The 23,612-nt window shown below is 74.1% G+C and carries 24 protein-coding genes, 3 tRNA genes and 1 pseudogene; 24 read left to right on the top strand and 4 right to left on the bottom strand.

Annotation, left to right across the window (positions count from 1 at the left end; translation table 11 throughout):
* Positions 1-93 precede the first annotated feature (93 nt).
* The 5 genes from CMN_RS13635 (at position 94) to CMN_RS13615 (ending at position 5,016) form a co-directional block, all read left to right on the top strand.
* Positions 94-1,080 carry an aldo/keto reductase gene (locus tag CMN_RS13635; protein WP_015491361.1) on the top strand — a complete coding sequence of 329 codons (987 nt, stop codon included), beginning with the start codon at positions 94-96 and terminating at the stop codon, positions 1,078-1,080.
* A 68-nt stretch (positions 1,081-1,148) separates the two neighbouring features.
* A complete protein-coding gene (locus CMN_RS13630) occupies positions 1,149-1,889 on the top strand; it encodes a YoaK family protein (RefSeq protein ID WP_015491360.1) in 741 nt (246 codons plus the stop codon).
* 64 nt (positions 1,890-1,953) lie between these two features.
* Positions 1,954-2,700, top strand: a complete 747-nt coding sequence (locus CMN_RS13625; RefSeq protein WP_015491359.1) for a YoaK family protein — start codon at positions 1,954-1,956, stop codon at positions 2,698-2,700.
* Between the two features lie 45 nt (positions 2,701-2,745).
* A complete protein-coding gene (locus CMN_RS13620; RefSeq protein ID WP_015491358.1) occupies positions 2,746-3,555 on the top strand; it encodes an inositol monophosphatase family protein in 810 nt (269 codons plus the stop codon).
* 225 nt (positions 3,556-3,780) lie between these two features.
* On the top strand, positions 3,781-5,016 hold the full coding sequence (locus CMN_RS13615; RefSeq protein ID WP_015491357.1) for a M23 family metallopeptidase: 1,236 nt from the start codon (positions 3,781-3,783) through the stop codon (positions 5,014-5,016).
* A 67-nt stretch (positions 5,017-5,083) separates the two neighbouring features.
* On the opposite strand, the gene CMN_RS13610 is transcribed toward CMN_RS13615, so the two are convergent.
* Complete coding sequence (locus CMN_RS13610; RefSeq protein WP_015491356.1) at positions 5,084-6,823, bottom strand: glycoside hydrolase family 13 protein; 1,740 nt, start codon at positions 6,821-6,823, stop codon at positions 5,084-5,086.
* 127 nt (positions 6,824-6,950) lie between these two features.
* Between CMN_RS13610 and CMN_RS13605 the strand changes: the two genes are divergently transcribed.
* The 7 genes from CMN_RS13605 (at position 6,951) to CMN_RS13570 (ending at position 11,191) form a co-directional block, all read left to right on the top strand.
* Complete coding sequence (locus CMN_RS13605) at positions 6,951-7,889, top strand: aldo/keto reductase (protein WP_015491355.1); 939 nt, start codon at positions 6,951-6,953, stop codon at positions 7,887-7,889.
* A gap of 112 nt (positions 7,890-8,001) precedes the next feature.
* Positions 8,002-8,073 (top strand) — tRNA-Thr (locus tag CMN_RS13600).
* Positions 8,074-8,112: 39 nt separating this feature from the next.
* A tRNA-Met gene (locus CMN_RS13595) sits at positions 8,113-8,186 on the top strand.
* A 167-nt stretch (positions 8,187-8,353) separates the two neighbouring features.
* The gene (locus tag CMN_RS13590; protein WP_015491354.1) at positions 8,354-8,545 is read left to right on the top strand and encodes a hypothetical protein; all 192 of its coding nucleotides are present in this window, start codon (positions 8,354-8,356) and stop codon (positions 8,543-8,545) included.
* A 603-nt stretch (positions 8,546-9,148) separates the two neighbouring features.
* Entirely contained in the window at positions 9,149-9,598 is a 450-nt protein-coding gene (locus CMN_RS13580; RefSeq protein WP_015491352.1) for an FAS1-like dehydratase domain-containing protein, read from the top strand.
* Positions 9,595-10,029 (top strand): MaoC/PaaZ C-terminal domain-containing protein, encoded by a 435-nt coding sequence (locus CMN_RS13575; RefSeq protein WP_015491351.1) that lies wholly within the window; start codon positions 9,595-9,597, stop codon positions 10,027-10,029. Before CMN_RS13580 ends, CMN_RS13575 begins: the two co-directional genes overlap by 4 nt.
* 7 nt (positions 10,030-10,036) lie before the next feature.
* Positions 10,037-11,191, top strand: coding sequence for a UDP-N-acetylmuramate dehydrogenase (locus tag CMN_RS13570; RefSeq protein ID WP_015491350.1), 1,155 nt, complete (start codon positions 10,037-10,039; stop codon positions 11,189-11,191).
* A 33-nt stretch (positions 11,192-11,224) separates the two neighbouring features.
* Here CMN_RS13570 and CMN_RS13565 read toward each other — a convergent pair whose 3' ends face one another.
* Positions 11,225-12,454: a pyridoxal phosphate-dependent aminotransferase gene (locus CMN_RS13565; RefSeq protein WP_015491349.1), complete on the bottom strand. Its 1,230-nt coding sequence runs from the start codon at positions 12,452-12,454 to the stop codon at positions 11,225-11,227.
* A 177-nt stretch (positions 12,455-12,631) separates the two neighbouring features.
* Between CMN_RS13565 and CMN_RS13560 the strand changes: the two genes are divergently transcribed.
* The 6 genes from CMN_RS13560 to CMN_RS13535 all read left to right on the top strand — a co-directional run bounded on the left by CMN_RS13560 (position 12,632) and on the right by CMN_RS13535 (position 16,254).
* Positions 12,632-12,704, top strand: a tRNA-Trp gene (locus CMN_RS13560).
* Between the two features lie 87 nt (positions 12,705-12,791).
* Positions 12,792-13,064, top strand: coding sequence for a preprotein translocase subunit SecE (gene secE / locus CMN_RS13555; RefSeq protein ID WP_012039478.1), 273 nt, complete (start codon positions 12,792-12,794; stop codon positions 13,062-13,064).
* A gap of 185 nt (positions 13,065-13,249) precedes the next feature.
* Positions 13,250-14,272 carry a transcription termination/antitermination protein NusG gene (gene nusG, locus CMN_RS13550; RefSeq protein WP_015491348.1) on the top strand — a complete coding sequence of 341 codons (1,023 nt, stop codon included), beginning with the start codon at positions 13,250-13,252 and terminating at the stop codon, positions 14,270-14,272.
* A 53-nt stretch (positions 14,273-14,325) separates the two neighbouring features.
* Complete coding sequence (gene rplK / locus CMN_RS13545; RefSeq protein WP_012039476.1) at positions 14,326-14,757, top strand: 50S ribosomal protein L11; 432 nt, start codon at positions 14,326-14,328, stop codon at positions 14,755-14,757.
* Between the two features lie 100 nt (positions 14,758-14,857).
* Positions 14,858-15,544, top strand: coding sequence for a 50S ribosomal protein L1 (gene rplA / locus CMN_RS13540; protein WP_015491347.1), 687 nt, complete (start codon positions 14,858-14,860; stop codon positions 15,542-15,544).
* 248 nt (positions 15,545-15,792) lie between these two features.
* Complete coding sequence (locus CMN_RS13535; protein WP_309485197.1) at positions 15,793-16,254, top strand: GNAT family N-acetyltransferase; 462 nt, start codon at positions 15,793-15,795, stop codon at positions 16,252-16,254.
* Between the two features lie 6 nt (positions 16,255-16,260).
* Here the strand turns inward: CMN_RS13535 and CMN_RS13530 are convergent.
* Both CMN_RS13530 and CMN_RS13525 read right to left on the bottom strand, forming a co-directional pair.
* A pseudogene (locus tag CMN_RS13530) lies at positions 16,261-17,216 on the bottom strand (NADP-dependent oxidoreductase).
* 269 nt (positions 17,217-17,485) lie between these two features.
* Complete coding sequence (locus tag CMN_RS13525) at positions 17,486-18,148, bottom strand: YqaJ viral recombinase family protein (protein WP_041465584.1); 663 nt, start codon at positions 18,146-18,148, stop codon at positions 17,486-17,488.
* Between the two features lie 172 nt (positions 18,149-18,320).
* Here CMN_RS13525 and CMN_RS13520 point away from each other — a divergent pair, with 172 nt between their 5' ends.
* Genes CMN_RS13520 through CMN_RS13495 form a run of 6 tightly spaced genes read left to right on the top strand, consistent with a single transcriptional unit; the run spans position 18,321 to position 23,529 of the window.
* The gene (locus tag CMN_RS13520) at positions 18,321-18,542 is read left to right on the top strand and encodes a hypothetical protein (protein WP_015491345.1); all 222 of its coding nucleotides are present in this window, start codon (positions 18,321-18,323) and stop codon (positions 18,540-18,542) included.
* 10 nt (positions 18,543-18,552) lie between these two features.
* Positions 18,553-19,467 (top strand): TOMM precursor leader peptide-binding protein, encoded by a 915-nt coding sequence (locus CMN_RS13515; RefSeq protein ID WP_015491344.1) that lies wholly within the window; start codon positions 18,553-18,555, stop codon positions 19,465-19,467.
* Positions 19,464-20,726, top strand: coding sequence for a YcaO-like family protein (locus CMN_RS13510; RefSeq protein WP_015491343.1), 1,263 nt, complete (start codon positions 19,464-19,466; stop codon positions 20,724-20,726). The genes CMN_RS13515 and CMN_RS13510 overlap by 4 nt, the downstream gene beginning before the upstream one ends.
* Positions 20,727-20,784: 58 nt before the next feature.
* Positions 20,785-21,753: a SagB/ThcOx family dehydrogenase gene (locus CMN_RS13505; protein WP_015491342.1), complete on the top strand. Its 969-nt coding sequence runs from the start codon at positions 20,785-20,787 to the stop codon at positions 21,751-21,753.
* A complete protein-coding gene (locus CMN_RS13500) occupies positions 21,746-22,726 on the top strand; it encodes an ABC transporter ATP-binding protein (RefSeq protein ID WP_015491341.1) in 981 nt (326 codons plus the stop codon). Before CMN_RS13505 ends, CMN_RS13500 begins: the two co-directional genes overlap by 8 nt.
* Positions 22,723-23,529: an ABC transporter permease gene (locus CMN_RS13495; RefSeq protein ID WP_015491340.1), complete on the top strand. Its 807-nt coding sequence runs from the start codon at positions 22,723-22,725 to the stop codon at positions 23,527-23,529. Before CMN_RS13500 ends, CMN_RS13495 begins: the two co-directional genes overlap by 4 nt.
* The last annotated feature ends 83 nt before the right edge of the window (positions 23,530-23,612 follow it).

Raw genomic sequence — 23,612 nt, 5'->3', positions numbered from 1 at the left:
GCGCGGGGCCGTTCGTCTGCCTCGACGCATCCGTCGGGGCCCGCCCGCGCAGGCAGAGTCGCCCGCGCGCCCGACGACCTGGATCCACCACCGATGTTCCCCGCCGCACCCGGCCCCCGCACGCGCGCCCTCGGCACCTCGGGCGTCGTCGTCTCCACGCTCGGCCTCGGCACGAGCGGCTTCGGCTGGACCGCCGACCGCGAGGCCGCGTGGGCGATCCTCGACGCCTACCGCGAGGAGGGCGGCACCTTCGTCGACACCGCGTCCTCGTACTCCCAGTGGGTGCCGGGCCACGCGGGCGGCGAGTCCGAGGCGATCATCGGCGGGTGGCTGGCCGCGCGCGGCTGCCGCGACGAAGTGGTCGTCGGCACGAAGGTCGGCAAGAGCCGCGACGCCCCCGGCACGTCGGCGGAGTCGATCCGCCGCGGCGTGGAGGCCTCGCTCCGCCGGCTCGGCACGACGCACGTCGACGTCGTGCACGCCCACCTCGACGACACCCGCACCCCGCTCGAGGAGACCGTCGCCGCGCTGTCCGACCTGGTGAAGGAGGGCAAGGCGCGGCTCGTCGGGGTCTCCGGGTTCCGGCCCGAGCGGATCGAGCAGGCGCTCGCGCTGGCGCACGGATCCGGCGCGGTCCCCGTCGGCGTGGTGCAGGAGGAGTACAGCCTGCTGGCGCGGGATCACGCGGAGGGGCGCCTGCAGGCGCTCGTCCGGCGCGAGGGCCTCGGCCTCGTCGCGCACAGCGTGCTCGCCAAGGGCTTCCTCACGGGCAAGTACCTGCCGGGCGCGCCGGCCGTGCCGTCGGCCCGGGCGCTCGACGCCGAGCAGTACATGTCGGCGGGCGGGCACGCGACGGTGCGCGCCGCCGAGGAGATCGCCCGAATGCGCGGGGTCACGGTCGCCGAGGTCGCCATCGCGTGGGTGCTCGGCCGGCCCGGGATCGCGAGCGCGCTCGTCGGCGCGCGCACGGCCCGGCAGATCCGGCAGCTGATGCCCGCCGCGCAGCTCGTGCTCGACGACGACGAGGTGTCGCGGCTGGCTTCCGCGGCCGCCCGGGCGACGCGGGACGAGAGCGCCTGATCCCACAGGGTACCGAGAGGCGCCCCTAAATTGGGGCGCCATCCGTCCCGTCCTCGAGGAGATCTCCCATGCCCCGACACTGGCCCGAAGGCGCGTACGTCGTCGCCCTGCTCGTCCTGACGACCGCCACCGGCGCGATCGACGGCGTCAGCTACCTCGCCCTCGACCGCGTCTTCACCGGCAACATGACCGGGAACGTCATCTTCATCGGCTTCGGCCTGGTGGGCGTCGCCGGCGTCCCCGTGCTCAACAACGCCGTCGCGCTGCTCGCGTTCATGGCCGGTGCGGTCATCGCGTCCCGCATCACCTGCCGGGCGCCCACCGACCTGCGCCTGCCGCGGTCGGCCGTGTGGATCCTCGTCGTCAACACCCTGCTCACCTTCGCGCTCGCGGGCATCTGGTCCGCGGTCGGCACGCTCGAGAAGGGCGTGATGATCGCGATCACCGGGCTCTTCTCCCTCCTGCTCGGCGCGCAGGCGGCCGCCGTGCGGAGCATCGGCCTCTCCGACCTCTCCACCGTGGTCGTGACGATGACCGCGGTGAGCCTCTCCTCGGGCAGCCGCGTCGCCGGCGGCACGGGCGCCGCGTGGCGCCGCCGCTTCGGCGCCATCGCGGCGATGGCGACCGGCGCGCTGGTCTCGGCGCTCATCACCACGCGCATCGGCGCCCCGTCGGCGCTGCTCGTCGCGGGGACGCTGATGGCCGTCGGGGTCGGGCTGCTGGCGAACGCGCGTCGCATCGAGCGGACGCGCGTCCGGCAGGAGGCGACCGACCGGGCGGCGTGCGGTGCCGACGGGCTCCCGGCCTGACCTCGCCGGCGACCGACCCGCCCTAGGGTGAGAGGGTCCGTCGCCCGACCGTCGAGGAGCGCCCGTGTCCCGTCCCTGGCCCGAGGGGTCCTACATCGCCGCCCTGCTCGTGATGACCACGGCCACCGGCGCCATCGACGGCGTCAGCTACCTCGCCCTCGACCGCGTCTTCACCGGCAACATGACCGGCAACGTGCTCTTCATCGGCTTCGGCCTGGTGGGCGTCGCCGACATCCCCGTGCTCAACAACCTCGTGGCGCTCGTGGCCTTCATGCTCGGCGCGGTCATCGCGTCGCGCATCACCCGGCGTGCGCCCACCGACGTGCACCTGCCGCGCTCGTCCGTCTGGATCCTCGTCACGGGCACCCTGCTCACCCTCGCGCTCGCCGTCGTGTGGCTCGCGGTCGGCACGCTCGAGACCGGGGTCATGATCGGCATCACGGGCTTCCTCGCGCTGCTGCTCGGCGCGCAGGCCGCGGCCGTGAAGAGCGTCGGCCTGCGGGACCTCTCCACCGTGGTCGTGACCATGACGATGGTGAACCTCTCCTCCGACAGCCGCGTCGCGGGCGGGACGGGCGCCGCGTGGACCCGCCGCATCGGCGCGATCGTGTGCATGGGGCTCGGCGCGCTCGTCGCCGCGCTCATCACGACGCACGTCGGCGGCGCGTGGGCGCTGCTCGCCGCGGGCGGCCTGATGGTGGTGGGCGTCGGCCTGCTGTGGAACGCGCGCCGGATCGAGCGCGGGCGCCGCCGCGAGGCCGCGACGGAGATCCCGACGGTCGACGAGCGCATGGGCGTCGCGCCGGCCTGAGCCGTCTCGCCGCGGCGTCCCCGACGACTCTGGCAGGGTAGTCGCATGACGACTTCCGGTGACTCCGCGCTCCTGACCATCGCCTGCGACATCGCCGTCCGTGCCGGGGAGCTCGCGCTCCGCCGTCGTCGGGAGGGCGTCGAGGTCGCCGCGTCGAAGTCGAGCCCCGAGGACATCGTCACGCACACCGACCGCGAGACCGAGGACCTCATCCGCCGGGCTCTGCAGGACGTCCGCCCCGACGACGGCTTCCTCGGCGAGGAGTCCGAGGGCACGGCGGGCAGCTCGGGCCTCACCTGGGTGGTCGACCCCATCGACGGCACCGTCAACTTCCTCTACGGCATCCCCGCGTGGGCCGTGAGCGTCGCCGTGGTCGAGGGCGAGGCGGATCCGCTCACCTGGACCGCGCGCGTCGGCTGCGTCGTGAACCCCACCCTGGGCGAGGTGTACACGGCCACGGCGGGCGGGGGATCCGCGCTCGACGGCCGCCCGCTCGCCGTCAACGTCGGAGTGCCGCTCTCCCTCGCCCTCGTCGGCACGGGCTTCTCCTACGGCGCCGAGACGCGGGTGCGGCAGGGGCGCGTGATCACCGACCTGGTCGGCGAGGTGCGCGACATCCGCCGCATCGGCGCCGCGTCGCTCGAACTCTGCAACGTGGCCGCGGGCCGCACCGACGCCTACTTCGAGCGCGGCCTGAAGCCCTGGGACCACGCGGCCGGCGCGCTCATCGCCGCCGAGGCGGGTGCGCGCGTGACCGGGATCGGCGGCGGGCCGGCCTCCGACGAGCTGCTCATCGCGGCGGATCCCGAGCTCGCGCGCGCCCTCGAGGAGCGGCTGGAGCGCCCGCGCGCATAGCTCCTCAGGGCCCTCGTCCGCATCCCCCGGGTGGCGCGAATCCCTTCCTCCGGTTAGTCTTTACCGATCCGTTACATCGCGACCGGGCTGGAACCGGTCGCTCGCGCACGCCCCGACACCGTTCGGCCGGCACCGCGCAGCACCTGTCCCTCGCACTAGGAGTCCCACGATCCTGTCCGTCCTCCACGCCTCGCGTGCCTCCCAGACCTCCGACCGGCGGCCCTCGTGCTGACCCCCGACGAGACCGCAGGGACCGTGTACCCGACGCGACGCGAGCGACGCGAGGCCGAGCGCCGGGCTGCCGAGGCGGCATCGGGCGGATCCGCGCCCCGGGAGGACGCGCAGGCCATCGAGACCGCCGCTCCCGCCGCTCCGGCGGTCGAGCAGCTGGTCGAGGAGCCCGCCGCCGCGTCGGCGCTGCCCGCGCAGATCGCCCCCGACGCGCCTGCTGCCCCCGCGCCCCGGGTCGTCCACATCCCGGTCGAGGCCCCCGCCGCCCCCCGCACGCACCTCTCCGAGCAGGCCGAGCCCGCGGCCCAGAACGCCGCGGAGACCGTCCCCCTCGCGACCCGCGCCCGTCGCCTCCGCGCCGCGTCCGAGTCGCGCCGCTCCTCGTACGTGCCCGCGAAGCGCGCGAGCGTCGCCGCGGCCGCCCCGCACGCCCGCGTCCGCGGACGCCGCGTCCCCGCCTCCTCGCGGCCCGCGCTCGCCCCGGCGCCCGAGGCCGCCGCCGGCCGCCGTCGCGCGAACGCGTCGCGCGGGCTCACGCTCCTCACCATGGCGTTCGTCGCGACGGTCACCATCGCGACCTCGCTGCCGTCCTCCGCGTTCCTCACCGGCCAGGACATGGCGGAGGCGAACGTCGTCACGGACGCCCCGGCCACCTCCGTCCCCAGCCAGAGCGTCGCGCTCTCCGCGGCGCCCGAGGCGACCGTCGTCGGCGGCACGGACGACGCCTTCACCTCCACGACGCCGCAGCAGATCATGCTGGCGCAGACGTCGAAGGGCGCCGGCGCGTTCACGAACGACATCAACGGCACCATCCAGTGGCCGTTCGCCTCGGGCGTGCCCATCAGCGGCGTCTTCGGCAAGCGCATCGCGCCCTGCTCCCATGGCTGCTCGAGCAACCACCAGGGCGTCGACTTCGCTCCCGGACTCGGCGCGCCCATCCAGGCCATCGCCGACGGCGTCGTGCGCGAGGCCGTCGACAGCGACACCGGCCTCGGCGTCCACCTCGTCATCGACCACGTGATCGACGGGCAGCTCATCACGAGCGTCTACGGCCACCAGCTGCCCGGATCCCTGCGCGTGAAGGCCGGGGACCCCGTCAAGGTCGGCCAGCAGATCGGCCAGGTCGGCAACACGGGCGCGTCCACCGGCCCGCACCTCCACTTCGAGATCCGCGTCGCCGACGGCACCGCGGTGGATCCCTTCGCCTGGCTCCAGGAGCACGCGAACTAGCGCACGCACCACACACGACGACGCCCCCTCGCCCGAAGGCGAGGGGGCGTCGTCGTGCCGGGACGGGTCAGTCCCGGATCAGCCACACGGTGGTGTCGGACGGCACGGCGTCGCCGTCGAGCGGCCGGCTCGCGAGCAGCACGCGGCCCTCGGGCAGCGGCACGGCGGCGTCGCCGAGGTTGGCGATGACCGTGACGCCCGCGCTCTCGAACGCGATCACGTCGTCGCCCGCCGCGTCGATCCACTCCAGCGCGCCCAGCGCGAGCCCGTGCTCCCGACGCAGCAGCAGCGCCTCCGTGTAGAGGGAGAGGGTCGACGCGGGATCCGCCTGCTCGACGTCGCGCGCGAACCGGTCCCAGTCGTCGGGCTGCGGCAGCCAGCTCGCGTCGCCCGTGCTGAAGCCGTAGGACGGCGTCCCGGCCTCCCACGGGATCGGCACGCGGCAGCCGTCGCGGCCGTAGCGCTCGCCCGCGGTGCGGTGGAACGTCGGATCCTGGCGCGCCTCGTCGGGCAGGCGGATGTCCTCGGGCAGCCCGAGCTCCTCGCCCTGGTAGACGTAGGCGCTGCCGGGCAGCGCCAGCATGAGCGCGCTCGCGGCGCGGGCGCGACGGAGGCCGAGCTCTTCGTCGACCGTCACGGTCGACCGCGGCCCGATGCCCACGCCCTGCGGGTTCTCGCCCGAGAGCGCGAGGCGGCTCGCGTGCCGCACCACGTCGTGGTTCGAGAGCACCCACGTGCTCGGCGCGCCGACGGAGGAGAAGGTGGCGAGCGACGCGTCGATCGTCCGGCGGAGCGCCGCGGCGTCCCACGGCGTCTCCAGGTAGCTGAAGTTGAAGGCCTGGTGCATCTCGTCGGGGCGCACCCAGTCGGCCAGCTTCGCGAGCGGCTCGACCCACGCCTCGGCGACCATCGCGCGGTCGCCGTCGTACGAGTCGAAGATCTCGCGCCACTCGCGGTAGATCTCGTGCACGCCCTCCTGCGCGAAGTACGGCGGCGGGGGAGCGGGCTCGTCGTCGACGCCGCCGGCGCCGCCCATGCTGCCCTGGCCCTCGGGCGGCGTGTAGTCGGGGAGGCCGGCCGCCTTGACCATGCCGTGCGCGACGTCCACGCGGAAGCCGTCGACGCCGCGGTCGAGCCAGAAGCGGAGGATCTCGCGGAAGCGCTCGCGCACCCACGGGTTCGTCCAGTCGAGGTCGGGCTGCGACGAGTCGAACAGGTGGAGGTACCACTGGCCGGGCGTGCCGTCGGGCTCGGTGAGCCGGGTCCACGCCGGGCCGCCGAAGATCGACTCCCAGTTGTTCGGGGGCAGCTCGCCGTCGGCGCCCTTCCCGTCGCGGAACATGTAGCGGGCACGCTCCTCGCTGCCGGCGGGGGCGGCGAGCGCCTCCTGGAACCACCGGTGCGCGGAGGAGGTGTGGTTCGGGACGATGTCGACGATCACGCGGAGGCCGAGCTCGTGCGCGCGGCGCTGCATCCGCTCGAAGTCGTCGAGGGTGCCGAACAGCGGATCCACCGCGCAGTAGTCGGCGACGTCGTAGCCCGCGTCGTTCTGCGGCGACAGGAAGAAGGGGGAGAGCCAGACGGCGTCGACCCCGAGCTCGCGGAGCGCGGGGAGCCGCTCGGTGATCCCGGGGAGGTCGCCGATGCCGTCGCCGTCGGAGTCGGCGAAGGAGCGCGGGTAGATCTGGTAGATGACGGCGGTGCGCCACCACTCGGATCCGGTGCCGTGCTGCGGTGCGCTGTCGGGGTGGGCCGAGGTGTCGTCCCGGGCAGCCGTGGACAGGGCTGTGGGGGCAGGCGAAGTCATGCGACGAGCCTAGGCGACGGGCAGGGAGCGCTCCCGACGCCTCGGAGCGGCGGAATACCCGGGGGCGCGGACCGCCTTGACGATGGGGGCGGCCACCGCCCTCATCACCGGACGAAGGAGATCAGCCATGTCGAACCCCGCACGCGTGCCCCTCGGATCCAGCGGCCTGGAGGTGCTGCCCCTGTCCTTCGGCGGCAACGTCTTCGGCTGGACCGCCGACGAGGCCACCTCGTTCCAGCTCCTCGACGCCTACGTCGCGGCGGGCGGCAACTTCGTCGACACCGCCGACGTCTACTCCGCGTGGAAGCCCGGCAACTCCGGCGGTGAGTCCGAGGAGATCATCGGCCGCTGGCTCGCCGCGCGCGGCCGCCCCGACGACCTCGTCATCGCCACCAAGGTCGGCGCGCACGAGGCCGCGAAGGGCACGTCGCGCGACAGCGTCCGCCGCGGCGTCGAGGCCAGCCTCCGCCGGCTCGGCGTCGACGCGATCGACCTCTACTACGCGCACGTCGACGACCAGGACACCCCGATCGAGGAGACCGTCACCGCGCTCGCCGAGCTCGTGGCCGAGGGCAAGGTCCGCGCGATCGGCGCCTCCAACTTCACGGCCGAGCGCCTGCAGGCCGCGCTCGACGTGTCCGCGCGCGAGGGCATCGCCCGCTTCGAGGTGCTCCAGAACCGCTACAACCTGGTCGCCCGCGACGACTACGAGGGTGCGCTCGCCGACCTGCTCGTCCGCGAGGGCATCGCGTCCGCCCCCTACTCGAGCCTCGCCAGCGGCTTCCTCACGGGCAAGTACCGCGGCGCCGAGGTGGACAGCCCCCGCTCGGGAGCCGCGTCCAAGTACCTGGACGACCACGGCCGCGCCCTGCTCGAGGTCCTCGACCGGGTCGCCGAGGCCCACGGCGTCTCCGTCACGACGGTCTCGCTCGCGTGGCTGCGGGCGCAGCCGTCGGTCACCGCGCCGATCGCCAGCGCGCGCGACCTCACGCAGCTGCCCGACCTCCTCGCCTCCGTCGAGCTCGAGCTGACGGCCGACGAGATCCGAGACCTCTCCGCGGTCTGATCCCCGGGAGCCCGGCCGGCCGTGCCCGGTCCGGGCCGTCCCGCGTCTCGTGGGCGGTCCGGGACCTGCTATCGTCGTAGGGTTCGAGCGCGTCTCCGACGCGCCCGAGCACGCCCCCATAGCTCATTGGTAGAGCACTTCCTTGGTAAGGAAGAGGTAGTGAGTTCAATCCTCACTGGGGGCTCGATCCCGGGTCTCCCATCGCGGCGGCCATGGGGATCGTGGCGGGGTAGCTCAGGTGGTTAGAGCACACGGCTCATAATCGTGGTGTCGCGGGTTCAAGTCCCGCTCCCGCTACGGAAGCGCGGATCCCTCGGGGTCCGTCCTCCTCGATAGGCCCCGGACACCTCTCGCCAGGTTCCGGGGCCTTTCCTCTGCCCGCGCCCGCGCCCGCGCCCGCGCCGACCCGGCCTCTCGCCGTCGCCGCGCTTCCCGTGCTCGCGCGCGCGGCGTAGCCTCCGGGCATGACCCACCACGAATCCCCCGACCACCCCGACCACGCCACGGGCGCCGAGCACGACGACGTGCTCTACAAGACCCAGGGCAACCCCGTCCCCGACGCGCACGACGAGGAGCGCCGCGAGGCGCCCGCCGGCGGCGACTACACCGCCAGCGAGTCGGAGGAGGAGAAGGAGGCGCGCGAGGGCGGCGCCTGATCCGCATCCCGCGCACCGAGCGCACGAGGGCCGCCGCGACGCGTTCGCGGCGGCCCTCGCGCGTGCGGGCGCCGCTCGCCGGAGGGTCGGCGGGGGCCCTCGGCGGCGCGACACGCCGGGCCAGCACGGCCGTCGGATCCGCTCCGGCTGTCCGGATCCGCATGACGACGCGGACGGCGCCGCGACACGCCGAAACACTAGATGTAGTGGAATGACAGGTCTGTAGTTCGGGTTATATAGTGGAGAACCTCACCGCCCCACCGGGTGGCCGAGCAACCCGGATCCTCGCGAAGACGCGGATCCGGAGGCCATCGGGGCGAGAGCCACGAGACCTGAGGAACCGCACCGGCGGTTCCCGACCAGACACAACGGGAGGCACCCATGGACTACGACAACAACGACACCGTCGGCGGCTACGCGATCCCCGTCGACCCCATGGAGCTCCTGCAGTGCGACTCCTGCCAGTAGGCAGCTGACGCCGCACGAGCGGCATCGCGACCCGGGCCCCGGTCCCCACGAGAAGTGGGGGCCGGGGCTCTCGCGTACCCGGCAGGGGAGAGGCCCGCCCCGGGCGCGCGGACGCCCGCCGCGTAGGATCGTCCGGTGCCAGTGAATCCAGAGCTCCAGGGTCGCGTGCTCCCCGCCGCCGCCCCGTACCTGGTGGGACGCGAGAAGGTGCGCGAGTTCGCCCGCGCCGTCGGCGCCACCCACCCCGTCCACCTCGACCCCGAGGCCGCGCGTGCCGCCGGCCACGCCGACGTCATCGCCCCGAGCACGTTCCCCGTCGTCGTCCAGGAGGCGACGCTCGCGCAGCTGCTCGCCGAGCCCGACGCGGGCATCGACTTCAGCCGCGTGGTCCACGGCGAGCAGGCCTTCACGTACTCCCGGCCGGTGGTCGCGGGCGACGAGCTGACCGCGACGCTCACCGTCACGAAGGTGGCGACCCTCGGCGGCAACGCGATGGTGACCGCCGAGTCGGCCATGGTCGACGGATCCGGCGCGCACGTCGTCACGGCCGTCTCCACCCTCGTGGTCCGCGGGGACGACGCGTGAGCGCCGTGGCCGTGCCCGTGCTCGCCGACCTCGCCGTGGGCGACGTCGTGGCGGAGCGCTCGCTGCACCTCACCCGCGACTCCCTCGTCCGCTACGCGGGCGCGTCGGGCGACTTCAACCCCATCCACTACCGCGACGACGTGGCGGCGTCGGTCGGGCTGCCGGGCGTCCTCGCCCACGGCATGCTGACGATGGGCCAGGCCGTGCAGCCCGTGGCCGACTGGGCGGGCGATCCCTCGCGCATCGTGTCCTACGGCGTGCGGTTCACGCGGCCCGTGGTCGTGGATCCCGCCGACGGCCAGGACCTCTCGATCGTCGCCAAGGTGGGCGCGATCGACGCCGATGCCGGCACCGCGCGCATCGACATCGCCGTCTCCGTCGACGGGAAGACCGTCCTCGGCCGCGCCCAGGCGCAGGTCCGGCTGGCGTAGGGCCCCCGTGACGATCCAGACCCACCGCGACGCCCCGCTCGCCGACCTCACCACGCTGCGCGTCGGCGGTCCGGCCGAGGAGCTCGTGACCGTGAGCGAGCGCGACGAGCTCGTCGACACCCTCCTCGGGCTCTGGGCCGTGGGCGAGGACTGGATGGTCCTCGGCGGCGGGTCCAACTCCCTCATCTCCGACGAGGGCGTGGAGGGCACCGTCATCCGCATCGCGACCCGCGGCGTCGAGGTCGGCGAGGAGCGGGCCGACGGCACCGTGCTCGTGCGTGTGCAGGCCGGCGAGCCGTGGGACGCGCTCGTCGCGCGGACCGTGGCCGACGGGCTCGCGGGGCTCGAGGCGCTCTCGGGCATCCCCGGATCCACGGGCGCCTCGCCCGTGCAGAACATCGGCGCCTACGGCCAGGAGGTGGCCGACGTCCTGGAGGGGATCGACTTCCTCGACTACGAGACCGGTGAGGTGGAGCGGCTCAGCGCCGCCGACCTCGGCCTCGGCTACCGCACCTCCGCGCTCAAGCGCGGCCGCGCCGGCGTCGTGCTCGCGGTGGACTTCGCGCTCACCCACGGCGAGGGCCCCGACGCGCTCGGTCTCCCCGTCGCGTACCCGCAGCTCGCCGGCGCGCTCGGCGTGGAGCTCGGCGACCGCATGCCCGTCGCCCGCGTCCGTGAGACCGTGCTGGCGCTGCGCGCGTCCAAGGGCATGGTGCTCGACGACGCCGACCACGACACGTGGAGCGCGGGGTCGTTCTTCACGAACCCCATCGTCAGCGCCGCGTTCGCCCGCACGCTGCCGGCCGACGCCCCGCGCTGGCCGCAGGAGGATCCGCCCCAGGACCTCGTCGTGCCGCTCGGCGACCAGTGGGAGGTGGCCGAGGCCATCGAGCGCGAGGCCGCCGCGCGCCGTCGTCGCGAGCCGGCCGGCGTGAAGCTCAGCGCCGCGTGGCTGATCGAGCGCTCGGGTGTGCAGCGCGGGTTCCGGCTGCCGGGCTCCGGTGCGGCCGTCTCCTCCAAGCACACGCTCGCGCTCACCAACCGCGGCACCGCGACCGCCGAGGACGTCGCCGCCCTCGCGCGCTACGTGCAGGGCCGCGTGATGAGCGAGCACGGCGTGATCCTGCAGCCCGAGCCCGTGCTGGTCGGCCTCACCCTCTAGGGGAGTGCCGACCCGCGCGGGCCGGGCGACGGATCAGGCCAGCAGGTCGCGGATCCGGCGCACGCCCTCGAGCAGCGCCTCGTCGCCCAGCGCGTAGCTGAAGCGCAGGAACCCGCTCGGGCCGAACGCCTCGCCGGGGACGGCGGCGATCTCGGCCTTCTCGAGCAGCACGTCGGCGACCTCGAGCGAGGTGGTCGGCGTCACGCCGTCGATGTCGCGGCCGAAGAGGCCCGTCACGTCGGGGTAGACGTAGAACGCGCCCTGCGGCGTGGGCGTGACGAAGCCGGGGATGGCGTCGAGCTCGGCGACGATCGTGCGGCGGCGGCGGTCGAAGGCCTCGCGCATCCGGTCGACGGTGTCGTGGGGTCCGCGGAGCGCCGCGATGGCCGCACGCTGCGAGACGTTCGAGACGTTGGAGGAGAGGTGCGACTGCAGGTTGCCCGCGGCCCTGATGGCGTCGGCGGGGCCCACCATCCACCCGACGCGCCAGCCGGTCATGGCGTACGTCTTGGCGACGCCGTTGACGAGGATCGTGCGGTCGGCAAGCGCCGGCACCACGTCGACGATGCTCGCGGCCTCGGCGCCGTCGTAGACGAGGTCCTGGTAGATCTCGTCGCTGATGACCCAGAGGCCCTTCGACTCCGCCCACTCGCCGATCTCGCGGGTCTGCTCCCGCGAGTAGACGGCGCCCGTGGGGTTCGACGGCGAGACGAACAGCAGCACCTTGGTGCGCGGCGTCCACGCCGCCTCGAGCTGCTCGACGGTGACGAGGTAGCCCTGGTCGGCGCCCGCGAAGACGTCGACGGGCACGCCGCCCGCGAGGCGGATGGCCTCGGGGTAGGTGGTCCAGTACGGCGTGGGCACGAGGACCTCGTCGCCCTGGTCGAGCAGCGTCTGGAACGCCTGGTAGACGGCCTGCTTGCCGCCGTTGGTGACGATGATCCGGTCGATGCCCACGTCGAGGCCCGAGGAGGCGCGTGTCTTGTCGGCGATCGCCTCGCGGAGGTCGGGGAGGCCGGCGGCGGCGGTGTAGCGGTGGTTGCGGGGATCCCGCGCGGCCTCGACCGCGGCCTCGACCACGTAGTCGGGCGTCGGGAAGTCGGGCTCGCCCGCCGCGAAGCTGATGACGGGGCGTCCGGCGGCCTGCAGGGCCTTGGCCTTGCCGTCGACCTTGAGAGTCGCGGACTCGGCGATGGATCCGATGCGGGTGGAGACGCGGCTGAGGGGGACGGTGCTCTGCGGTTCGGCCATGCATGTGAGCATAGGGATCCGCGCCCGCCGCCACGCGGGTGCCGACGCCCGCCTGGCCGCCGCCCGACCGTGGGCCCGCGGATGCTGGTACACTCGTCCGGGTCAGTATCTCCGCCATGCTCTTCCGCGCCTTCTTCCGTCCGTGCTCGCACGGTCGTGGCGCATGAGGGCAGGCGGGTGTCGACGCAGAGGGTGGTGGCTCAATTGGTAGAGCAGCGGTCTCCAAAACCGCAGGTTGCAGGTTCGAGTCCTGTCCGCCCTGCTAGATGGAACGGGTCCCCGGGCGCGTGACATCGCGGCTCGCCCGAACTCCGGGCGGAAGCCGAGCAATGCAGGAAGGGACCCACGCGTGGCGCGGAAGATCGTCGACGAGCCGAGCGAGGAAATCGTCGCGCAGGCTCGCGAGCAGCGGGATGCGCGACGCAACCCCTTCGCCCGGCTGGTGCTCTTCATCAAGCAGGTCGTGCAGGAACTCAAGAAGGTGGTCACCCCCACCCGCAAGGAGCTGCTGACGTTCACGGGAGTGGTGCTGGCCTTCGTCATCGTCATGATGGTGATCGTCTCTCTCCTCGACCAGCTGTTCGGGTACCTCGCCATCGTGGTGTTCGGCAACGGCGCCTAGCACCAGGGCCTCCACGCGGAGGCGGCACGGACCGGACGGCGAGCGGCACGCGGACCACGGATCCACGCGCGCGGGGAACGACAGCGGCGCGGACGCCTGCGGGTCCCGCATCCGCGCGGCCCGGCGCCCGGGTCAGCACGGCACAGAACGGCAACGCACGACGAAGAACGAGGGAAGTAGATCCATTGGCTGAGAGCAAGCGCGACGACGTCGACCTCGCCCCCGCGGCGGAGCAGTCCTCCGAGGTGGACGAGGTCCAGGAGGGCCACGCCATCGAGTCCTCCGAGGAGAGCTCGGACGCGGCGGAGCACACCGCCCTGCACGTCGAGGGCGACTCGGTCGAGACCGACCTGACGGCCGCGCTCGACGCGATGGAGTCCGTCGAGGATCCCGAGGCCGACGCCATCGTCGAGGACGCGCTCGACATCGACTCCGCCGACGAGGCCGAGGCCGCCGTCGAGGCGACCGACGACGAGGCGGAGGAGGAGGCGGCCGAGGAGGCCCTCGAGCCCGCCGACGTCGCGCCCGCCACCGCGGAGGACGTCGCCCAGGCCGAGGCCGCCCTCGTGCCCGACGAGGACGACGCCGACGTCGACCCCTACGAGGACTTCCGCAAGGAGCTCCGCTCCAAGCCGGGCAAGTGGTACGTCATCCACTCCTACGCGGGCTTCGAGCGCCGCGTGAAGAGCAACATCGAGAACCGCATGGTGTCGCTCAACATGGAGGACGACATCTACCAGATCGAGGTCCCGATGGAGGACGTCGTCGAGATCAAGAACGGCCAGCGCAAGATGGTCAACCGCGTGCGCATCCCGGGCTACGTGCTCGTGCGCATGAGCCTCAACGAGGACAGCTGGTCGGTCGTCCGCCACACCCCCGGCGTCACGGGCTTCGTGGGCAACGCCCACAACCCCACGCCCCTCCGCGTCGAGGAGGCCTTCTCCATGCTGAAGAGCCTCGTCGAGATCAAGGAGGTGGCGCAGGTCAAGGGCCAGCCCACCAAGGGCGGCCAGGCGCAGCGCGTCGTCGCCGCCGAGGTCGACTTCGAGATCGGCGAGACCATCACGATCAAGGAGGGCTCGTTCGCGGGCCTCCCCGGCTCCATCAGCGAGATCAAGCCCGAGAGCGGCAAGCTCACGGTGCTCGTCTCCCTGTTCGAGCGCGAGACCCCGGTCGAGCTCAGCTTCGACCAGGTCACCAAGCTCTAGGCGGTCGGGCCGCGCGGCCCGCTCGATCTAGCAATCAAGAAGAAGGAAGAGAAATGGCACCGAAGAAGAAGGTCACGGGTCTGATCAAGCTGCAGATCAAGGCCGGCGCCGCCAACCCCGCACCGCCCATCGGGCCGGCGCTGGGACAGCACGGCGTCAACATCATGGAGTTCTGCAAGGCGTACAACGCCCAGACCGAGGCTCAGCGCGGGAACGTCATCCCCGTCGAGATCACCGTCTACGAGGACCGGACGTTCACGTTCATCCTCAAGACGCCCCCGGCCGCGGAGCTCATCAAGAAGGCCGCCGGAGTCGCCAAGGGCTCGGGCACGCCGCACACGGTCAAGGTCGCGAAGCTCACGATGGACCAGGTCCGCGAGATCGCCGAGCAGAAGCAGGCCGACCTCAACGCCAACGACATCGACGCCGCGGCGAAGATCATCGCCGGCACCGCCCGCTCCATGGGCATCACGGTCGAGGCCTAGCCTCCACCACCCCGCGGGTCCCGTCCGGGATCCGCTCCAGCATCACGCGGGAGAGCCGGCCAGGCTCACATCAACCGCACTCTCGAATCAGGAGACACGAATGGCGAAGTCAAAGGCCTACCGGGCCGCAGCCGAGAAGATCGATCCCGCCAAGGCGTACACCGCCGCGGAGGCCGTCGAGCTCGCGCGCGAGACCGGTTCCAGCAAGTTCGACAGCACCGTCGAGGTCGCGCTCAAGCTCGGCGTCGACCCCCGCAAGGCAGACCAGATGGTCCGCGGCACCGTCATCCTTCCTCACGGTACCGGCAAGACCGCTCGCGTCATCGTCTTCGCGACGGGCCCCGCGGCCGAGGCGGCCATCGCCGCCGGCGCCGACGAGGTCGGCGGCGACGAGCTCATCGAGAAGGTGGCGGGCGGCTACACGTCGTTCGACTCCGCCGTCTCGACGCCCGAGCTCATGGGCAAGGTCGGTCGTCTCGGCAAGGTGCTCGGCCCGCGTGGCCTCATGCCCAACCCGAAGACCGGCACGGTCACCCCGGACGTCGCGCGCGCGGTGTCCGACATCAAGGGCGGCAAGATCGAGTTCCGCGTCGACAAGCACGCGAACGTCCACTTCGTGGTCGGCAAGGCGAGCTTCTCACCCGAGCAGCTCTCGGAGAACGTCGGCGCCGCGCTCGAGGAGATCGTCCGCCTCAAGCCGTCCTCCTCGAAGGGCCGCTACGTTCAGAAGGCCACGGTCTCCACGACCTTCGGCCCCGGCATCCCGGTGGACGTCAACTCCATCTAGCACCACCGCGCGCAAGCGCACGCACGACATGCAGCACAGGAAGGGCCCGCTCCGGCGGGCCCTTCCGTCGTCCCCGGGGGCGCGCGGCTGCCTAGGCTTGACAGGGTGAGCATCCCGGATCCCGCCGTCGCCCCGTCCACGCCGTCCCGTCCTTCCGCGTCGCCTCGCCCGCCGACGCGGACGAGGCGGCCGCCCTCGCTGCCCGCACCTTCGCGCTCGCGTGCCCGCCGACCACGACGGCCGAGGCGATCGCGGAGCACGTCCGCACCGTCCTGTCGCCGGCGCGCTTCCGGGCGCACCTCGCGGATCCGGCGCACCGGGTGGTGCTCGCGGAGGTCGGGGGTCGGCCGGTCGGCTACACGATGGTCGTCGCGGCGCCGCCCGCGGACGCCGACGTGGCGGGAGCGCTCCGGCTGCGGCCCGAGGTCGAGCTGAGCAAGGTCTACGTCGAGCGGGGATCGCACGGGGCGGGGCTGGCTCGGCCGCTCATGGCCGAGACGCTGCGGGTCGCGCGCGAGCTGGCGGGGGAGCGGGGACGGGACGCCGAGGCCGGGATCTGGCTCGGCGTGAACGAGCACAACGCGCGCGCCATCCGCTTCTACGAGCGCAGCGGCTTCCGCATCGTGGGCACGCGGTCGTTCCGGCTCTCGGACGCGGTCGAGACGGACCACGTGATGGAGCAGGGGCTGGCGGCGACCGCGGGGCACTGAGCGGGGTCAGCCCCGCGCCACGTTGAGCACGACCTTGCCGCGCGCGTGCCCGCTCTCCATGTGGCGGTGCGCCTCGGCGGCGTCCTCCAGGTCGAAGACCTCGTCGACGTAGACCTTGATGTCGCCCGACTCCAGCAGCCGCGAGATCACCGCGAGCTTCTGCCCGTCGGGCGCGACCTCGTAGTGGGTGGCGCGCACGCCGACCGCGGCCGCGTCCTGCACGAGCGTCGGCCAGCCGCGCACGGGCGCGCTGACCAGGAGCCCGCCCCGCCGGAGGACCTGCAGGGAGCGGGTGCCGGTGTCATCGGTGCAGTTGCCGACCAGGTCGATCACGACGTCCACGTCGGCGAGCACGTCCTCGAAGCGCACCTGCGAGCGGTCGATGACCTCGTCGGCGCCGAGCTCCGCCAGCCAGTCGACGTTGCGGGGCGAGCCCGTCGCGACGACCCGCGCGCCGAAGTGCCGCGCGAACTGCACCGCGAAGTGGCCGACGCCGCCGGCGCCCGCGTGCACCAGGACGACCTGGCCCTCGTGCGCCCGGCCGATGTCGACGACCATACCCCACGCGGTGAGGGCGCTGACGGGCGTCGCCGCGGCCTCCACGTGGGAGAGCCGGGCGGGCTTCCGGGCGAGGCTGACGCTGGGGGCGGCGATGTAGGGGCGTAGCTGCCGGGCATCCGCGGCACCATCGCGAGGCCGAACACCTCGTCGCCCGGGTGCAGCGCGTGGTCCTCGTAGGGCGACTCGACGACGACGCCGCTGAAGTCGCGGCCGAGGATCGCGGGCAGGCTGCCGAGCGTCGGGCCGCCGGGATCGCCCGCGCGCAGCCGCAGGTCGATGGGGTTCACGCCCGCGGCGACGACCTTCACGAGCACCTCCGAGTCGAGGCGGTGCGGCACCGGCACGTCGGCGACGTGCAGGACGTCGGGTCCGCCGGTATCCGTGACGACGACCGCGCGCATGGTCTCCCCGTGGGGCGCGAGGGCGATGGTGGCGGCCGCCCGATCCCGCTCGGCCTCGGCGGCGACGCCGGCTCTGGACTGGATGACCTGGCTCATCGTGCGACCCCTCCTCGGAACGCGGCGGCGTGGTGGATCCCACCCGGCCCCCGCTCATCCAGTGAAGTCGCCGCGTGAGTCGAGCGTGTTTCCGCGGTGTTCCCCGGGCGAGAAGAATGCCGAGGGCACTCGCCGACGGCGACGGCCCGGGCCGGGCTGTGCGGCAGCGCGGCTCAGGCCAGGCCGCGGGCTCCGGCCGGCGCGTTCGCCATCCGCACGATGAGCGCGATGAGGTCGTTCGCGCGCGCCACGAGCGCGGCGATCTCGGCCTCGTCGCGGTCGATCCACTTCCACTTCGGGATGTCGTGCACGGGCACGAAGTCCACGTGCTGCTCCCAGACGATGAGCGAGCGCTCCGCGCCGAGCACGTACTGCTGCCACAAGATCTGCCGGAGGTAGTTGCGCGGGATGCTCCGCCACGGCTTGGCGGTCGTCTTGATCTCCGCGAGCTCGAGCCGTCCGTCGGCCCGCAGGCCCACGCCGTCGGGGGTCGCCAGGTGGCGGCGCTGGCCCTCCGCGTGGAACAGGTGCGCGCTCGGGACGATGCCGTGCTCGGCCTCGACCCAGCGGGCGATCTCGGGCTCGCGCTCCCGGCCGTGGTCGGTGTAGCGGTTGCCGCCGAAGCCGGATCCGTAGAGCTTCTCGAGCGCGACGGCCTGCAGCGACGCGTCGGTCGCGAGGCGCGCGACGTCGGTGGCGGTGATGCCGAAGCTGCGGGCGCGCAGCCAGGCGACGCGATCCGACGAGTGGGCGACGATGCGCGTCAGGTGCGGCGGGGGAGGAGGCGGCGCGGGGGCGGCCGGGGCGAGGTCGTCCTCCCAGGGGAAGGCCAGCATCTCGTCCGTCACGGGCTCCAGGGTACGCGCCGGATCCGGCGCGGGCCGCCCCGACGCGGGCGGATCGTGCCGTCCCGAGGGGACGTTGTCAACAGGTGATGCGCATCCGCCCAGGGCACGGAAGATCGTGCTAGAAAGACGTCGTCCCACCCACCCAGAGGAAGGAACGGCAATGTCACTGCTCATGGAGACGGCGGCCCAGGCCCCGCTGCCCACCTCCGCGCCCGGGCTCGCGCCCGGAGGCGACGACGCGTCCGACGCGCTGCTGGCGAAGGCCTTCGGCTTCACCATCACGCACCGCGGCGCGGAGGAGGAACTCGTGATGGGCGACGTCACCCTGTGCTGTAGCACGACGTGCTCGTCGAGCGGCAGCGGCCGTCAGCAGCCTCGCTGATCACCCGCGCATGGATTCGTCGACCACGTACTCGGTGAGTCCCCGCTACGCCGTCGGGGAGGTGGAGGACACCCTCCACCTCCTCGGGGGCCGTGAGCTGGTCTCCCTGCAGCTGCCCTCGGGCGACGCCGTCTCCGCGGTGTCGCGGCTCCTCTCCCGTCCCTTCCGACGCGCCGACGTCGACCAGGCGTTCCCCGCGCACGCCGACGCCGTGTCCCGCCTGGTCGACGAGCTCGTGCTGCGCGACGTCGTGGTCGGCGCGCGCGCCGACGCCCCCGCGGGATCCGTGCCCGACGAGCTCGCGCACGTCCTCGACGAGGCGCGACGCAACGGCGGCGACCGCACCGGGCTGGGCCCCGCCCTCGACCCCGCGACGCCCGCCCGCGTCGCGCTCGTGGGCGACATGATCCCGTCGCTCCTCACGGGCCTCGCGGAGGCCCTGCCCTCGGCCGAGCTCGGCGACGAGGCCGACGCCGACCTGGTCATCGCGGCAGGATCCCGGCCCGCCCTCCGCGACGTGGGCGCGCGCATGCACGCCGCCGGGCGCGCGTGGCTCCCCGTGCACCCCTTCGACGGGCGGTTCCAGCTCGTCGGCCCGGTCGTCGTGCCCGGGGAGGGGCCGTGCCTGGAGTGCGTCGCGCTGCGCTGGGCGTCGACCACGCCGTTCGCCGCGGATCACGCCGCGGCGGCCGACGCGGTCGCCGTCGTGCCGCGCGACCCGAGCCTCGACGCCATCACGGCCGGATTCGCGGCCCGCTACGCCGCTCGGTGGATCCACGCCCACGACTGGCTCGTCGCCAGCACCGTGCTCGTCGTCGAGCCCAAGGTCATGGAGGCGGAGGCGCACGCCGTGTTCCGGGTCGCCCGCTGTGGCACGTGCGGCCCCCGTCCCTACGCCGGGATCGTCTCCCCGTGGCGGGCATGAGCCGCGGCGGCCCGGGCGTCGTCAGCCCGTACACGGGGCTCGTGGAGCACGCGCACCCCATGGCCTTCACGCCCGACGCCATCCCGGACGCCCTCTACTCGGGCCGCTCGGCGGACACGGCGTTCCTCACCGGCACGGCGTCTGAGCGGTTCAGCATGGGGCCGGGCGGTTCGCGGCGGGAGGCCCGCCGCTCCTGCATCGGCGAGGCGGTCGAGCGCATGTCGCTCGCGGGCGCGCCCGGCGGGTTCCGCGCGCCCCTCGGCGCCGACGCCCGCCAGGTGGGGCCGGACGCGTTCCAGCGCTTCCACCCGACGCAGCGCGAGGATCCGGCCTTCCACTACGAGCGCGCCCAGCCGGGCGACCTCCTCACCTGGATGCCGGCGCGGTCGCTGCACCGGGGCGAGACCGTGCACGTGCCGGCGCAGCTCGTGGTGTTCGACGACCCGCACCGGGCGGACGGGCACCGGGAGCCGCACGTGGAGCCGGCCACCTCGTCCGGCGTCGCGGCGGGCCCGCACTTCGGGTTCGCGGCGGGCCGCGCGGTGCTGGAGCTCATCGAGCGCGACGCGTTCCAGCGCACGTGGCTGCGCGGATCCACGCCCCCGGCCTTCGACTGGCGCGGCAGCCCGCGGCTGACCGACGCGACGCTCCGCGAGCTCGAGCGCCTGGAGGAGCTGTGCGGCCGGTTCGGTGCGTCCTTCACGGTGCGCGTGCTGGACGCGGCGGCCGACGTGCCCGTGCTCCTCGCGGTCATGCGCAGCGACCGCATCGGCGTCGCGGTGGGCTGCGCGGCCGACTTCCGGCTCGACCGGGCGATCCTCAACGCGGTCCGCGAGGCGCTGCACACGCACAACTGGTGCCTGCGGCTGCTCCCGGAGCCGACGATCGAGCCGGAGGACGTGGTCGAGTTCGAGGACCACATCCGGCTGCACTGCCGCCCGTCGGCGCGCCCGCTCACGGCGGCGCTCGACGCGTCGGACGAGCGCGTCGCGGCCGTCGGCGGCCCGGCCAGCTGGGCGGAGGTCGTCGCCGGGCTCGACCGCGAGGGCATCGAGGTGCTGCTCGCGGACATCACGGCACCCGAGGTGCGCGCGGCCGGCTTCCACGTGGTGCGCGCGCTCAGCCCCGACCTGGTGGCGCTCGACGTGGTGCACTCCGCGCGGTTCCTCGGGCACCCGCGCCTCTACCGTCGGTGGCGCGACGGGCCCGCGATCGACGGGCCGGCCGACCTCGTCCCCGTCCCGCACCCGTTCCCGTGACGGCCGGCCCCGCCCGGCCCCGCCGCCGTCCCACCGCCCGCCGCACCAGGAGGATCCCATGAGCACCATCGAGACCGACGCCGCCCCCGACCGGGCGGATGCCCTCTCGGGCCCGTCCGCGGCGGCGGATCCCGGCGCACCCGCGCCCGCGCGTTCCCTCGGGAGCGTGGGGCCCATCTTCAGCGTCGGGGGCGCCGTCGACCGTCCCGCGGGCGACCCCGCGGAGGACTTCCATGAGGCGTCGAAGATCACGCGGATCACTCACCCGGGCTGGACCGACGTGCGGTACGCGCACCAGATGGCGCAGGAGGCGCAGGGCGTCGCGGACGCCGGTCCGGGCGGCGCCACCTCCGCGCCGCGGCTGCTCCCGGCCCGGCCCCTCCCGCGCGCGCTCCCGCTGCGGCACGAGCTGGGCGCGACGCTGGCGGCGCGTCGGTCGGCGGAGCCGCGCACGCTCGGGCGGCCGGTCGACCTGGCCGAGCTCGCCACGGTGCTGCGCCTCGCCTACGGCCCGCGCGGCGACGGCACGCCGGGGCGCTTCGTGCCCTCGGGCGGCGGGCTGTACCCGCTCGACCTGCACGTGGTCGCGCGGTCGGTGGTGGGGCTCGAGCCGGGGATCCACCAGCTCGACCCGTTGGAGGAGACGCTCGTCGACGTGTCCGGGCTCGACCGCGACGGGCGGCTCGCGCGCTTCCGCCGTGCCGCGCCGTCGCTCATGGCGCCGATCCCGGAGACGGCCGCCGTCACCGTCGTCATCACGGGCAGCTTCGAGCGCTCGCGCTGCAAGTACGGGCTCCGCGGCTACCGGCTCACGCTGCTCGAGGCGGGGCACGTGGGGCAGAACGCGCTGCTCGTCGCGACCGCCCTGGGGCTGCCGGTGCTGGGCTGGGTCGGCTTCGTCGACCACGAGCTCGACGCGGTGCTCGGGCTCGACGGGGTGACGCAGTCCTCTCTGTACGCGATCTCGTTCGGCGGCACGGATCCGGGCGCCCGGCGGTTCGCCGCGGAGGAGGCATCCCATGACTGAGGCGATCGAGCTGGAGGGGATCACCCGCACCTTCGGCCGCACGCGCGCGCTCGACGCCGCCACGTTCTCCCTCGCGCCCGGGCTCGTGCACGCGCTGCTCGGGCCGAACGGATCCGGCAAGACCACGGCCATCGACGTGCTCACCGCGACCCGCCGCCCCGACGCGGGCCGGGCGCGCGTGCTCGGCCACGACGTGCGGCGCGGCGGGCCCACGGCGTCGCTCGTGGCCGTGATGCCGCAGGCGCTCGCGTTCCCCGAGTACCTCACGGTCCGCGAGGTGCTGGCGCTCGCCCTCGTGCCGCACGCCGCCGCGCTCACGCCGGCCGCGGCCGTCGACCGCTTCGACCTCGACCGCCTCGCGTCGCGCCAGACCGGCGGGCTCAGCGGCGGCGAGCGGCGGCGGGTCGCGCTCGCGTGCGTGGTCGGCGCCGGGACGCCCGTCGTGGTGCTCGACGAGCCCTCCGCGGCGCTCGACATCCCCGGCCGGGCGGCCGTGCGCGACGCCATCGCCGCCGTCCGCGACTCCGGGCGCACCGTGCTCCTCGCCTCGCACGACATGGAGGAGGTCGCGGCGCTCGCCGACACCGTCGTCTGCCTCGACCACGGACGCGTCGTCGGCCACTGGACGGCAGCCGACTTCCGCGGGCTGGCCGGCGTCCGCCGCGTCGCCTTCGACGCGACCCCTCACGAGGCGCGCGCGTTCCTGCCCTGCGGCGCCCGGCCCGAGCAGGTCGCCGAGCCGCTGCCCGGCGAGCGGGTGCGCTGGATCGTCGACACCGACCGCTCCGACGCCGTCGCGGGCCTGGTGCTCGCCGGCGTCCCCGAGCCCGGGCTCACCGTGACCGAGCCCGGCCTCGGCGAGATCGTCGAGCGCGTGCTCGCGGGCGGCCCGGGATCCGCCGCCTCCGCCCCGGGCGTCCCCGACCCGACCGGCCCGACATCCCCCGCCGCACCCGAGGAGCCCCGCCGATGACCCGCACCGCGCCGCACGCCGCGCCGCCTGCCGCCTCGCCGGCGCCCTCGTCGGCCCGCCGCCGCCGGGCGATCTACCGCGCCCACGTCGTGAGCGAGCTCGCGCAGAACGCGCGCATGCCCGCGTTCGTGCTGCCGCTCCTCGCCTACCCCGTGCTCATCTACGCGGTCGTCGGCCTGCCGCAGGGCGGCCCGCCGAGCGCGCGGCTCAGCGTCCTGCTCGGCTACGTGCTGTTCTCGGTGCTCGGCACGGTGACGTTCCAGTTCGGCGTCGGCGTCGCCTCGGCGCGGGAGTCGCCGTGGGAGCGGTGGCTGTTCACGGCGCCGGTGCCCGCGTGGATCCGGCTCGCCGCCAAGCTCACGGTCGCGTGCGTCTTCGGCGTCGTGTTCGTGGTCCCGGTGGTCGCGGTCGGGATCCTCGTGGGCGGCGTCCGGGTGGATGCGCCCACCCTCGGCGCCGTCGCGCTCGCCGTGCTGGCCGGCGCCGTGCCGATGGCGCTGCTCGGCCTCGCCATGGGCTACTGGTTCCCGGCCCGCGGCGCGCTCGGCCTCGCCAACCTCGTGTACCTGCCGCTGTCGTTCGCGGGCGGCCTGTTCACGGGCGGCGACACGAGCGGCACGCCGTGGGCGTCGCTCACGGTGCTGCTGCCGACGGGCGCGTGGAGCACGCTGACGAGCGCCGCCGCCCGGCAGGACACGGCGGCGATGGGGATCCCGCTCATCCTCCTCGCGTCGTGGGCGGTGCTCCTCGGCGGCATCACGCTCGCGGGCTACCAGCGCACCCAGTCGGCGAACTTTCGCTGACGGCGCGCTGGGGGCGGGCGCGGCCCGGTGTGTAGCGTGGATCCCGCGCGCCGTCACCGGGCCGCACCGCCGCACCGGCACCG

The sequence above is a fragment of the Clavibacter nebraskensis NCPPB 2581 genome (genome assembly GCF_000355695.1).
Lineage (GTDB): Bacteria > Actinomycetota > Actinomycetes > Actinomycetales > Microbacteriaceae > Clavibacter > Clavibacter nebraskensis.
This window is presented reverse-complemented; position numbering and strand designations above follow the sequence as displayed.